Source organism: Myxococcus sp. CA033, from assembly GCF_013336625.1.
Classification (GTDB): domain Bacteria; phylum Myxococcota; class Myxococcia; order Myxococcales; family Myxococcaceae; genus Myxococcus; species Myxococcus llanfairpwllgwyngyllgogerychwyrndrobwllllantysiliogogogochensis.
In genome coordinates, this window is sequence record NZ_JABUMU010000017.1 from 163,407 (window position 1) to 176,092 (window position 12,686).

Below are 12,686 nucleotides of genomic sequence, written 5' to 3' on the forward strand. Positions count from 1 at the left end.
GAGACAGCCCCGCAGGAGGTCCTTCTGCGGGGAGTGTCTGTGTGCCCCGAGGCAGCTCAATCCTTGTGCAAACACTCTCCATTTCAGTATCCGCCGCTTGGATTGATGGGAAGCCGACGGGCGAGGGAGGGCAGGGTTTTCACGGATTGAGTTGTGAGGCTCGCGATGCAAATCCTTTCGCAGTGACCTTGGGTGTCTGGAGATGCCCGAGCGAGTCTCTTGTGCGGGGAGGAATCGCCGTGAGCCATCCGAACATGAAGTCGCGAGAAGTGTCCGTCTCTGTCGGAGATTATCTGCTGGCCCGCTTGCAGGAGCTGGGCATCCACCATGTCTTCGGCGTCCCGGGAGACTTCAACCTGGGCGTGCTCGAGCAGTTGCTCAAGCATCCGGGGCTGCGGTGGGTCGGGTGCTGCAACGAACTCAATGCCGCCTACGCCGCGGACGGGTATGCCCGCATGCGAGGGGTTGCCGCGCTGCTGACGGCCTACGGCGTGGGGGAGTTGAGCACCATCAACGGCATCGCCGGCGCGTATGCCGAGCGGGTGCCCGTGGTGGCCATCACCGGAGCCCCTCCGCTGTCCCATCTCCAGAAGCGCTCCGTGATTCACCACAGCCTGGGGGATGGAGACTTCGGCAACACGCTGGCGAGCGTGGCGCCCTTCACTGTTGCGCAAGCGGTGCTGACGCAGGCGAATGCACCCCAGGAGATCGACCGGGTGCTGCGCACGTGTCTCCGGGAGCGGCGGCCCGTGTATCTCCAGCTCCCCTCCGACGTGACGTTCCAGCACGTCCCAGCTCCCGAGGCACCGCTGGTGCAGGAGGCTCCACGGAGCGACCCCGACAGTCTTCGGCTGCTCCTCGAGGAGCTGGTGCCAAGGTTGAGGGGTGCCCGACGGTGCGCGCTGCTGGTGGACAGCGATATCCAGCGCTTCGGCCTCGCGTCGAAGGTGCTCGCGATGGCGGAGGCCGGCCGACTTCCTATCGCGTTGCTCAGCTCAGCGCGGGGCCTGGTCGACGAGGGGCATCCGGCGTTCCTCGGCTTCTATGGCGGGCGCCTGTCCGATGCATACGTGCGGGACTGGGTGGACGGCGCGGACTGCGTGGTAGCCCTGGGCACGCGCTTCACGGACCTCAACACGCACTCCTTCTCTCATCGCCTGGAGTCCGCCCGGCTGGTGGATCTCCAGCTCTTCAGCGCCGCGCTGGGGCAGGGGACGCAGGGTGTGCCACCGTCCCTGTACAGCGGACTGGTGTTGAGCGAGGTGCTGGAGGAGCTGACGGAGTCGCTGGGCGCTCGGGGGGCCCAGGACTTTGTTCCCCGCTCCGCCCGGCTGCGAGCCACGGCGGCGGCCCGGGCGCCAGTGCCCATCCCCAAGACCGGGACGCCGCTGACCCACGCGCAGCTCTGGCCCGCGCTCGCGGGGTTGCTGGAGCCGGAGGATGTCCTCGTCGTCGAGGCGGGCAGCCCCATGGTGGGCTTTTCATCCACGCAGCTTCCCCGAGGCGTGAGCTGGGTGGCCCAGCCGCTGTGGTGCTCCATCGGCTACACGCTGCCGGCGTTGCTGGGCACCAGCCTGGCGGCGGCCCCGGAGCGGCGCCACCTGCTCTTCATCGGCGACGGCTCCTTCATCATGACGGCCCAGGAGCTCTCCACGTTGCTGCATTTGAAGCTCAAGCCCCTCGTCTTCCTCATCAACAACGCGGGCTACACCATCGAGCGCCTCATCGTCGGTCCGGAGTCCGTCTACAATGACATCCCGAAGTGGAACTACCCGGCCGTCTGTGATGCGCTGGGGGCTCCAGGTCAGTCGCTGACCTTGCTCATCGAGAAGCCGGAGCAGGTGGCGCCTGTCTTGGCCGAGGCGGTGCGTGCCCAGCGCGGCGGACGGCTGGTGTTCGTGGAGGTTCGGCTGGCTCCGCTGGACGCCCCCGCGGGCCTGGCCCAGATGGGGGCCTCCCTCTATTCCTTGTCATACCGGGACGACAGCGGACTGCCTCGCTTCTGAGCCCCTGGTGCATTCCCTTGCGGGGCGGCGGGATGGGGAAATTACTCCCAGTGTGTTGGTCTGGGAGTGCCGTACAACCCATAAGCTGTCCTCGACTACTCCACCGCGGCGCGCACGGTGATCGTGGGGTACAGCGGCTGCGGACCCTGGACGAGGTGGGACCAGACGACGACATACACTCGTGCCACGAGTCTGTGCCCCACGCCGCCTGAAGCATGAATGAGCAGACGTCGTCGTGAATCGAAAACGGCCCGCCCCGGAATGTCTCCAGGGCGGGCCGTCGCATTTCCGCTTCCTGAGCAGTCGAGAGAGTGATTGGCAAAGCCCGTTAACTATCGGGGCGGCGTTTATCAACATTCTCCTAGTACTGCCTGGTCGGTTGTATTCAGCGGGCGAGCGTGACTTACTCCAGGGGCCATCAGATCTTCGTCGGCTGGATTCCGAGGGCTGAGCCATGCTTTTTGCTCAGCACGATGAGGATCCGCCCCAGTGGTCCCTCTTCTGTCCAGAACCTTGAGATGACACATCATTCAGATGTCTGCATTGTTGGTGCCGGAATCGGAGGGCTGACCTGCGCCACTGGATTGGCGACTTCCCCCCTGAGCAACCGTCTGCGCGTCAGAGTGTTTGATTTGAATGCCAGCGTGGGAGGCCGCATCCAGTCAAGAAAGCTGGACGGTGGGGAAATCACCGAGCTGGGTGCCGCTCGCTACTCGCCGCAGTTGCATCCACGTTTCCAGGCGCTCATGCATTGTTTCCAACATCAACATGCGACCTACCCATTCACTCAAGCCGTATTTCAAGACGACATGCAGGGAAAGCTGAGAGCGACCTTGCTTGGCTTGCTCTCCAATCTGGATGAGCATCCCCAGGCCTCATTCCTGGAATTCGTCAGCCACTATCTGGGGGAAGGGGAGGCCAGGAAGATCATCAAGGCCATGGGGTATGACGCCCTCCTTCTGCCGATGGTCTCTGCGTCCATGGCATACAGCATCATCAAGAAGCACCCGGAAACGCAAAGCCTGGTTGATGACACAAGCAACCAATGGCGCTATGCCCCGGAAGGCTACGGCCAGCTGCTGGCGCGCCTTCAGTGTCAGGCACAGGAGGGCCGGGTCGAGTTTCGGATGGAACACCGGTTGCTCTCCGTTTCGCGCTCAGGAGATGGATACGGCCTCGCCTTCAGTCATCAAGACAACATACAAATACATCGGGCGCGGCACGTCATATTGGCCATCCCACCCTCCGCCATGACACAGCTCAATCTCGGCTTTCCCACCCATTGGAGTCCCTACCAATATGGCTCCCTGCCTTTGTTCAAGGGGTTTCTGACCTTCAATGGCGCCTGGTGGCGAGACTGTCAGATGACAGACAAGGTCCTGGTGGTTAACAACCCTTTGAGGAAGATCTACTTCAAAGGCGAAAAATACGTACAGTTCTACACCGACGGCGAAAACGCGACGTATTGGCAGGACAGCCTGGAGCAAGGCGAGGACGTCTATTTGAAGAGGGTGCGCGCCTGCCTGGAACAGGTTCTCCCCCTCGGTGGAAAGCCCCTACCTCCCATCAAGGACCATTTTCACAAGCATTGGCCACATGGAGTGGAGTTCTGTCTGGAATCCAAGGCGGATCAGCCCACCGCCTTGGTTCATCGCGATGGTGTCATCGCCTGCTCAGATGCCTACACGCCGCATGGCGGCTGGATGGAAGGTGGACTGCTCAGCGCGCATCAAGCAGTTCGGCTCTTGCTGGAACAGCTCACCAGCGCTTCAGAGAACCGGTATCAACAAAGCCCTCGTAGCACCGCTTGTCGAACGCCATGAGTATCCTCTATTTTCCTCGGCTGTTCTTTCGAGGCTTTGCTCGCGCCAATGTTCCAACCGCGAATCGAAACACGCATGGCCAGATCGACATCGCCACCAATACCGTCCTCATGGAGGGGGCTCCGTTCGATCTTCGCCGGCCGCCCTCCGAATTCCATGAGCACCTGAAGCAGCTGGCTCCCAGATACGACGCGGAGGGGAGGGCGGACTCCGGAGGAATCTTCAGCGAGGCCGCCGGCTACAATTTCGGCGGCAACAATCACTTCTCCTGGGAAAACGTCAGGATCACGGGCGTGCAGTTGCGGGAAGGGGACCTCGACACCAGCGACAGTCTGGTGGGGGCCCAACTGGCGCTCTGGGGAAACTACAACGAATACCTTCGCACGACGTTCAATCGCGCCCGATGGGTGGACAACAACCCCAGCCGGGCCGACACCACCTTGATATACGCCGGACAGGTGACGCTGAGCGACAAGCACGCTACGCCTCACACTCCGGCGCTGCTCACGGCGAGCATTCCGCGGGCTCATTCCGTTCGCTGGGTGGGGACCGGGCATGTCGTCGAGCGCAACGACCACTTCCTCGCCGAAGAATTCACCCGCTCGCGGCTGTTTCAATTCTCCGTTTCAAAAAACGACACCCAGTTTCTACCCACGTCGCAAGCATCCCCATCTCCCGGCCTGGAGGCCGTGCTGCAAGCGCTGGAGGGCGACGAGGTACAGGGACTGACGGTCCAGTACGCCTTGTTCAACATGTCGACGCCGCGGGGGGCGGATTCACCTGTCTTTTATGATCTGATTGGCACCGTTGGCCTGTGGTGCCGGCATGAGCTGGAAACCTATCCGACGGGGCGTCTGCTGGTGCCACGCCAGCCCGGCCTGGGACCGGTCGTGGTGAGGGTGCAGTCGGACCGGGTGTCACTCAACATGCCGACCGCCGTCCCATTCACGACCCGAAGCGCCCAACCTGTCTCGGACCAGCATCCCACCCATGCCTTGGGCGGAAAACTGCCGCTGGGAGATCTTGCACTCCTCAACCAGTCCGGCGCACTGGTTGCCAGAATCCCTGAAAAACTCTACCTCGATTTTTGGCGCCATCATGGCGTGCTGGATGTGCCGTTGTTGAACTCCGCCACGGATTCGCTTCTCCTGACAAGCGAACACGCCCAGTGGAGAGAAGCCGATTGGGTGGTGCAGTCCGACAGCAACCACCTGTTTCTGGAGGCGCCCAACAAGCGGAAGGACCAGGTCTTCCCGGAGACCATCACCGTGCAAAGCCGCCTCCGTGGCGAACTGGCATCGCACTCGGCGCTCGCGGTGCAGGCTGAAGACTCCGGCATGCTGACTGCGCACCTGACTTCGTCGGCACTGGGGGCTGGCTATGCGCAAGTCACCCTTACGGGCCAACGCCCTGGCGCGACTCGCGTTGCGCTGAGCGCCGGAGAAGACAGCCAGTCCATTGGCGTCAGGGTATTGCCCGACGACTGGCACCTGGATGAGGTCCCCGCCGAGCAGGTGGACTATGCATTCTTGTATCAGCACGTCATGAGCTATTACGAGCTGGTATACCCCTTCATGTCGAACAAGGTGTTCAGCCTGGCGGACCGCTGTAAGTGCGAAACGTATTCCCGGCTGATGTGGCAGATGTGCGATCCGCTCAACCGGGACAAAAGCTACTACATGCCGAGCACCAGGGAACTCTCCCTGCCCAAGTCCAAGCTGTTCCTGAAATACCTGACGCACCTCGAAGCGGCCTCCAGGACCTCCCTTCCTGAGCCTCCTGGTCCGCAGCCGATCAGCAGTAGGGCCCACCTGGTCAAGGAGTTGAAGAGAGCGATCGACCTGGAGCTGTCCCTGCTGTTTCAGTATCTGTATGCCGCCTACTCCATTCCCAACTACGAACAAGGGCTCAAGCAGGTTCAGGCGGGCCGTTGGCAGATGGCGGAGCTGGAGCTGGCCTGCGGCACCGAGGACAGGCGCCGCAACAGTGGTGTGCGCGGCACGTTGCTGGAAATCGCGCATGAAGAGATGATTCACTATCTCGTGATGAACAATGTGCTGATGGCCTTGGGCGAACCCTTCCATGCGGGCACCCCCATGGTGGGCGCGCAGGCGCGGCTCCATTTTGGTCTGGATACCGAGTTTTCCTTCGAGCCCTTCTCGGAGCATGTGCTCGCCAGGTTCGTTCGGTTTGAATGGCCTGGACATATCCCCGTGCCAGGAAAGTCCATCGCGGATTTCTACAGCTCGATTCGCCAGGCGCTTCGTGAGCTGCCTGACCTGTTCGACACCCGCCCCGGCAAACGCGGCGGGGAACATCATCTCTTCTTGAATGAACTGACGAACAAGCTGTTCCCAGGGTATCAGCTGGAGGTTTTTGATCGGGACAGCGCGCTCTTCTCCATCGACTATGTCACCGAGCAGGGAGAGGGTGTCGCGGTCGATGCCCCATCCTTCGAGTCCTCGCATTTTCAAAGACTGCGCCGCATGGCCACCCGATTCAGCGCCCAGAAGAAACCGTTTGAGCCGGCCGTACCGGCATTGAGGAATCCGGCCCTGGAGCCACGCGACGATTGTGTCCAGGTGGTGAACGAGGATGCCAGGTCGCTGATGGGCCTGTATCAAGGGTGTCATGAGTTGATGGTGCTACTGATGGCCCATCATTTCGCGCAAAGACCGCTGGGCAGTTTGCGCCGCTCCCGCTTGATGAATGCCTCCATCGACATCATGACGGGTCTGCTGCGCCCTTTGTCGATCACCTTGATGAATACGCCGTCGGGTCTGCCCGGGCGCAATGCCGGACCGCCAGTGCCCGAGCCAGTCAAGGGCCAGGTCGGCGGCGATTACGCCTCGGGATGCCAGATGCTGGCTCAGAAATGCCTGACATTGGCGCAGGTGGCCCGCGGCATTGGCGCGGACCTTGTCGGCGTGGCACCGATAGAAATGTTGGAGTTCTTCAATCGTCAACTGACCGATCTGGCCCAGGGGAACATTCCAAGGGAGGCCTGAATGCACAAAGCCATCATTGTGGGCGGCGGACTGGCAGGCAGCCTGACCGCCATTTATCTGGCGCGGCGTGGGTACGACGTTCGTGTCGTCGAAAGGCGGAGAGACCCGCTGCAGAACACCTTCTCCTCCCTGGAGATGACCAGCTCGCGCGCCATCGGCGTCAGCATGAACGTCAGGGGCATCAAGGCGGTGCTGCGGGCCGGGATTGAGCCACAAGAGTTGAAGCGGTGCGGCGAACCCATCGCCGGCATGGCCTTCTCTGTTGGCGGAAAGTACAGGATCCGCGAACTCACTCCGTCCGAGGGGATTTCCCCTCTGTCCCTGGATCGGTTGGCGTTTCAAAGGCTGTTGAACAAGCACGCCGCCCTTCTCGGCGTGAAGTACCACTTCGAATCCAGATGCCTGGGTGTCGACCTGGAGAAGAAGTCAGTCCTCGTCCAGGAAAACGACGGTGGGGTCCAGCGCCATCAAGGGGATTTGATCATCGGCGCGGATGGCGCACACTCCGCGGTACGCCAGTCCATGCAGAGCGGCCTGCGGCGCTTCGAATTCAAACAGACCTTCTTCCGCCACGGCTACAAGACGCTGGTCCTCACCAATGCCGCGGAGTTGGGCTATCGGAAGGACCTGTTGTATTTTTTTGGCATGGACTCCAAGGGGCTCTTCGCCGGCCGCGCGGCGACCATCCCCGGTGATAGCATCAGCTTCGCGATTTGTCTGCCATACACGGGGGCCTTGAGCCTGGCGACGCAAGATGGAGACACCCTGCGCGCCTTCTTCAACCACTATTTCGGGGGCCTGCCGCTCGCCCGCCGGCAAGAAATGCTGGAGCAGTTCATGACACTGCCCAGCAACGACCTCGTCAATGTTCGCTCCAGCACCTTTCACTATCGTGGGAATGCAGTGCTGATGGGCGATGCGGCGCATGCCACCGCACCCTTCATGGGGCAAGGCATGAACATGGCCCTGGAAGATGCCTATGTCTTCTCCACCCTGCTGGACAAACACGCCCATGACCTTGAGGTCGTGCTCCCGGAGTTCACCCGCCAGCGGAAGGTGCAGGCGGATGCGATGCAGGACATGTCCATCGCGAACTACGAGATGCTGAGCAATCCTCGCTTCATCTTCTTCTTGCGGGCCCAGTATGCCCGCTACATGCATCAGAAATTTCCCAGCCTCTATCCGCCGGACATGGCGGAGAAGCTGTATTTCGATTCGGTCCCTTACGACGAGTTGCAGCGAATCCAGCGGAAGCAGAATGTGTGGTACAAGCTTGGAAGGATGAACTAGCTCGGCCATGCAAGCACATCCCCCTCCGCCGCTCCTGCCAATGCAGTGGAGTAGCGCCTATGTCTCCTATTGGTCGCCCATGCTGCGTGGCGACCAGATGACTTCTGGCTACTGCTGGTTCAACTACGCTCGCGATGTCTGCCGAATTGACGGGCTGTTCAATCCCTGGCCCGAGAAGGAGAGGGGGGAGCACCTCTGGATGTCGGAGGTCGGCGATGTCGCGCGCGGACAGAGCTTCAAGAGGAAGATGGCCTACTGGAAGAAGGCGACCCCCATCGGGGAACGCCTTTGTGAGACCTTGTTGCCGGATGAAAGGTCGTCGTTCCATGAGTTGTTCCTGCCTCGCACCGTATTGCTGGACGGGAACGCGCGTCATGCTGGATGTGACCCTGTGCTGGGCCAGTTGGCGGATGTCTGGACCATCGAGAGGCCGAACAAGGCGCCCCTGACGCTCTACCTCCAGGCTGGAACCAACCTGCTGCTCCGCATGGTTTCCGGCAACGACAAGGTGCACGTCTCGGTGCGTGATTTCCCGAACGTATTCGTCGGAGACATCCCCGAGAGTGTTTTCGCGATGCCGAGAACCCCGTTCCCACCCGGCATGGCCGGGGAGGTCCCGCGCGTCGTTGAAACTTGAAGGGGACTCGACTCGATGCGGCATCCCCTCTCATGCCTGGCGAGATTCTCGCAACCTGTCCAGTGTGCTAAACTGGAAAAGTCGTACAGGCCATGGACTGTCCCTGGAGGCACGAATGCAGGCTGGAAGGTTCGTCAGCGGTGCGTTGCTTGCGGTGGGGTTGATGCTGGCTGGCTGCGGTGGTGCGGCGGTGGAAGACACCGAGGCCCAGGACCTCACCTCGCGCGAGGACGCCGCCCAAAACTGCGATGGGCTCAACTACGAGTACACGTATTACAGCGACGCGACGTACACCACAATTGTGGGCGGCCGGGGCTGTGACTGCTCCTTCTGGTCGGCCTGGGGGAAGATTACGGCTTTCCGCGAGTACGTCGGCGGGACCTGCTGGTAACGCGCGCTCCGCGTCTCGTTGAATGAAGACGGCCCGCCCCCGAGTGCTTCCGGGAGCGGGCCGTCGCACTTCAGTCTGGCATTGCGCTCAGGCGGTGGCGGAGCGCACGGCCGCGAGCAGCTCGCCGGAGTCGACCAGCTGGCTGACGGCCTCGATGTCCTTGTGCAGCTCGCGGTCCCTGTCCATGTGCGGCACCTTGGAGCGGATGAGCTCGTAGGCCGCCAGCGCGCCCTTGCCGGGCTTCCCAGGCAGGCGGAAGTCCAACGCCTGCGCGGCCACCAGCAGCTCGATGGCCAGACACGAGCGGGTGAAGTCGCTCACCTGCCGGCCCTTGAGCGCCGCCGTCATGCCCATGGACACGTGGTCCTCGCGGCCCGCGGAGGACGGAATCGAGTCCACCGACGCGGGGTGGCTGAGCACGCGCGACTCGGCCACCAGCGCCGCGCTCGTCACCTGGGCAATCATGAAGCCCGAGTTGAGCCCGGAGTTCTTCGCCAGGAACGCGGGCAGGCCCGACAGCGACGGGTTCACCAGCTGCTCCACGCGGCGCTCGCTGATGGAGGACAGCTGCGTGAGCGCCATCGCCACCACGTCCATCGCCAACGAGATGGGCTGGCCGTGGAAGTTGCCGCCGGAGACGATGCGCTCCGTCTCCGTGAAGACGAGCGGGTTGTCCGTGGCGCTGTTGACCTCCACCTCCAGGATGCGCCGGGCGAAGGACAGGCCCTCGCGCGCCGAGCCGTGCACCTGGGGCATGCAGCGCAGCGAGTAGGGGTCCTGCACCTTGCTGCAGTTGACGTGCGTCTCCACCAGCTCGCTGTTGACCAGGATGCGCCGCAGGTTCGCCGCGCAGGCCTTCTGGCCCGGATGCGCCCGCACGTCGTGAATCTCCGGGATGAACGGCTTGTGGCTGCCGAGCAGACCTTCCAGCGTCATCGCGCCCGCCACGTCGGCCAGCTCCGCGAGGGACTCGGCGCGAAGCTGGAGGAGGGTGCCCACCGCGCACATGGCCTGGGTGCCGTTCACCAGGGCCAGGCCCTCCTTGGCCTCCAGGACGACGGGCTGGAGGCCCGCCATCTCCAAGGCCTTGCGCGCGGGCAGCCGCTGTCCCTCGTGGAAGGCCTCGCCCTCGCCGATGAAGACGAGCGCCAGATGCGCCAGCGGGGCCAGGTCACCGGAGGCGCCCACGCTGCCGCGCTCGGGGACCACGGGGATGACGCCCCGGTTGAGCATCTCCAGCGCCAGCGTCAGCGTCTCCGAGCGGATGCCGGAGTAGCCCTTCGCCAGCACGTTGCAGCGCAGCAGCAGCAGCGCGCGGGCCTCGGGGAGGGGCAGGGGCGTGCCGACGCCACAGGCGTGGGAGAGGATGAGGTTGCGCTGGAGGTCGCGCAGGTCCTTCTTGTCGATGCGGACCTCGGCCAGGGTGCCGAAGCCGGTGTTGATGCCGTAGGAGGGCGTGTCTCCGGCGGCGACCCGGTCCACGAGGGCGCGCGCGGCGCGGACTCGGGTGGCGGCCTCGGGGGCCAGCTCCACGGTGACCTCGTTCCGGGCGACCTGGAGAATCTGCTCCAGCGTCAGGGTGTCTCCGTCGATGAGGATGCGGGGGCGCGACATTGGGGCTCCAAGGGAAGGCGTATTCAGGGGTCTTCGGCAGCGGGGCTTTACACCCGGGAGCCGTGCTCGTATAGGTCCGCCGACTGAAGAGGGAGGTCACGGACTCCGTGGCGCTGATCGTCCAGAAGTATGGCGGTACCTCCGTGGGTGACACCGAGCGGATGAAGAATGTCGCTCGCCGCTGTCTGGCTGCCCAGGCGGCGGGTCATGACGTGGTGGTCGTCGTCTCCGCGATGTCGGGAGAGACCAACCGGCTGCTCAAACTCGTGGCGCAGATCACCGACCGGCCAGACGAGCGGGAGCAGGACGTGGTGGTGGCCACCGGCGAGCAGGTCTCCATCGGTCTGGTGGCGATGGCCATCCATGCGCAGGGGGGCAAGGCGACGAGCTTCCTGGGACATCAGGTGCGCATCGTCACCGACAGCACCTTCTCCAAGGCGCGCATCAAGAGCATCGACGCGCAGCCCATCCGCGCGGCCCTGTCCAAGGGGCACATCGTGGTGGTCGCGGGCTTCCAGGGCGTGGACGAGGAGGGCAGCGTCACGACGTTGGGGCGCGGTGGCTCGGACACCACGGCGGTGGCGGTGGCGGCGGCGCTCAGCGCGGATGCCTGTGAAATCTACACGGACGTCGACGGCGTCTACACCACGGACCCGAACATGGTCCCCGCCGCGCGCAAGCTGGAGCGCATCGCCTACGAGGAGATGCTGGAGCTGGCGAGCGTGGGCGCGAAGGTGTTGCAGATCCGCTCCGTCGAATTCGCCATGAAGTACAAGGTGCCGCTCTGGGTGAAGTCGTCGTTCTCCCAGGACCCGGGCACACTCGTGTGTGAGGAGGACAAGTCCATGGAGGACGTGCTGGTCCGCGGCGTGGCGTATGACCGGAACGAGGCGAAGATCACCGTCTGTGGCGTGCCGGACGTGCCGGGCGTCGCCGCGAAGATCTTCGGACCGCTCGACGAGAAGCACATCGTGGTGGACCTCATCGTCCAGAACCCGTCGCGGGATGGGCGCACGGACCTGACCTTCACGGTGGGCAAGGCGGACTTCCTCAAGGCGCAGGAGGTGGTGCGCGAGGCGGTGAAGGAGATTCACGCCGCCGGCATCGAGACGGACGAGAACATCGCCAAGGTGTCCATCGTCGGCGTGGGCATGCGCAACCACTCGGGCGTGGCGGCGCGGATGTTCACGGCGCTGTCCTCCGAGGGCATCAACATCCAGATCATCTCCACCTCGGAGATCAAGGTGTCGTGCGTGGTCCACGCCAAGTACACGGAGCTTGCGGTGCGGGCGCTGCACACGGCGTTCGGGTTGGATCAGCCGCTGCCTCCCGAGGGTGTCGCCACCGTGTCGGAGACGGCCGCGCTCAAGGGCGAGAAGGTCTGAGCCGGTGGCAGGGCGCACCGCCGCGCTCGCCGTCGTCGCGCTGGGAGTGATCGGGCTGGGGGCGGTGGCTCGCTGGCGCTGGCCGGATTCCGAGCCAGCGCTGGATTGTGCTCCAGAGTCCGTGCGGCTTCGGGCCGATGGCGTGGCCACGTGTGGCGAGGGTGAGGTGCCGACGGGGGCCACGGCGTTGGCGCTGGGGCGGCGGTTGGACCTGAACTCCGCGACGGAGGAGGAGCTGGCGCTCTTGCCGGGCGTGGGGTCGTCGCTGGCGCGGGGGCTGGTGGAGGCCCGTGAGGCGGCGGGTGGCTTCAGGAGTTGGGACGCGGTGGACGAGGTTCCCGGGGTGGGTGCTGCCCGGTTGAAGACCCTCCAGGCGGCCACCCTGTTGGGGCCGACTCCGGATGCCGGGCCCGTGTGGTAAGCACGCGACGTGCAGATCGCCTGCCCTCAGTGCTCGATGCAGTATGTCCTTGATCCCCGCCTGCTGCCGCCGGGAGGGGCATCGGTCCAGTGCACGCGTTGTGGCCATGTG

General features: G+C 63.7%; 9 protein-coding genes and 1 pseudogene. 9 read left to right on the forward strand and 1 reads right to left on the reverse strand.

Annotation, left to right across the window (positions count from 1 at the left end; all coding sequences use genetic code 11):
* Nucleotides 1–239: 239 nt before the first annotated feature.
* The 6 genes from HUA78_RS31260 (at nucleotide 240) to HUA78_RS31285 (ending at nucleotide 9,155) form a co-directional block, all read left to right on the forward strand.
* Nucleotides 240–2,006 (forward strand): thiamine pyrophosphate-binding protein, encoded by a 1,767-nt coding sequence (locus HUA78_RS31260; RefSeq protein WP_217442654.1) that lies wholly within the window; start codon nucleotides 240–242, stop codon nucleotides 2,004–2,006.
* A gap of 518 nt (nucleotides 2,007–2,524) precedes the next feature.
* A complete protein-coding gene (locus HUA78_RS31265; RefSeq protein ID WP_174455282.1) occupies nucleotides 2,525–3,829 on the forward strand; it encodes an FAD-dependent oxidoreductase in 1,305 nt (434 codons plus the stop codon).
* Nucleotides 3,826–6,837, forward strand: a complete 3,012-nt coding sequence (vioB, locus tag HUA78_RS31270) for an iminophenyl-pyruvate dimer synthase VioB (RefSeq protein WP_174477799.1) — start codon at nucleotides 3,826–3,828, stop codon at nucleotides 6,835–6,837. The genes HUA78_RS31265 and vioB overlap by 4 nt, the downstream gene beginning before the upstream one ends.
* Complete coding sequence (locus HUA78_RS31275) at nucleotides 6,838–8,127, forward strand: NAD(P)/FAD-dependent oxidoreductase (protein ID WP_174462063.1); 1,290 nt, start codon at nucleotides 6,838–6,840, stop codon at nucleotides 8,125–8,127. It abuts the gene before it with no gap.
* A 7-nt stretch (nucleotides 8,128–8,134) separates the two neighbouring features.
* Entirely contained in the window at nucleotides 8,135–8,764 is a 630-nt protein-coding gene (gene vioE / locus HUA78_RS31280; protein WP_174455285.1) for a violacein biosynthesis enzyme VioE, read from the forward strand.
* 115 nt (nucleotides 8,765–8,879) lie between these two features.
* Nucleotides 8,880–9,155 (forward strand): hypothetical protein, encoded by a 276-nt coding sequence (locus tag HUA78_RS31285; protein ID WP_174462064.1) that lies wholly within the window; start codon nucleotides 8,880–8,882, stop codon nucleotides 9,153–9,155.
* Nucleotides 9,156–9,242: 87 nt separating this feature from the next.
* Here HUA78_RS31285 and hutH read toward each other — a convergent pair whose 3' ends face one another.
* Nucleotides 9,243–10,769, reverse strand: coding sequence for a histidine ammonia-lyase (gene hutH / locus HUA78_RS31290; RefSeq protein WP_174462065.1), 1,527 nt, complete (start codon nucleotides 10,767–10,769; stop codon nucleotides 9,243–9,245).
* A 107-nt stretch (nucleotides 10,770–10,876) separates the two neighbouring features.
* On the opposite strand from hutH, the gene HUA78_RS31295 reads away from it, so the two are divergent.
* From HUA78_RS31295 to HUA78_RS47790, 3 genes and pseudogenes are all read left to right on the forward strand, one after another.
* A complete protein-coding gene (locus HUA78_RS31295) occupies nucleotides 10,877–12,154 on the forward strand; it encodes an aspartate kinase (protein WP_174477800.1) in 1,278 nt (425 codons plus the stop codon).
* A gap of 4 nt (nucleotides 12,155–12,158) precedes the next feature.
* Nucleotides 12,159–12,575 carry a helix-hairpin-helix domain-containing protein gene (locus HUA78_RS31300; RefSeq protein ID WP_174477801.1) on the forward strand — a complete coding sequence of 139 codons (417 nt, stop codon included), beginning with the start codon at nucleotides 12,159–12,161 and terminating at the stop codon, nucleotides 12,573–12,575.
* A gap of 9 nt (nucleotides 12,576–12,584) precedes the next feature.
* Nucleotides 12,585–12,683, forward strand: a pseudogene (locus tag HUA78_RS47790) (zinc-ribbon domain-containing protein); the annotation flags it as partial.
* Between the last annotated feature and the right edge of the window lie 3 nt (nucleotides 12,684–12,686).

Bases quoted from the DNA above. Each gene is read 5' to 3' on its own strand.
- HUA78_RS31265 (WP_174455282.1), top strand. From the start codon at position 2,525: ATGACACATCATTCAGATGTCTGCATTGTTGGTGCCGGAATCGGAGGG.
- vioB (WP_174477799.1), top strand. From the start codon at position 3,826: ATGAGTATCCTCTATTTTCCTCGGCTGTTCTTTCGAGGCTTTGCTCGC.
- HUA78_RS31275 (WP_174462063.1), top strand. From the start codon at position 6,838: ATGCACAAAGCCATCATTGTGGGCGGCGGACTGGCAGGCAGCCTGACC.
- vioE (WP_174455285.1), top strand. From the start codon at position 8,135: ATGCAAGCACATCCCCCTCCGCCGCTCCTGCCAATGCAGTGGAGTAGC.
- HUA78_RS31285 (WP_174462064.1), top strand. From the start codon at position 8,880: ATGCAGGCTGGAAGGTTCGTCAGCGGTGCGTTGCTTGCGGTGGGGTTG.
- hutH (WP_174462065.1), bottom strand. From the start codon at position 10,769: ATGTCGCGCCCCCGCATCCTCATCGACGGAGACACCCTGACGCTGGAG.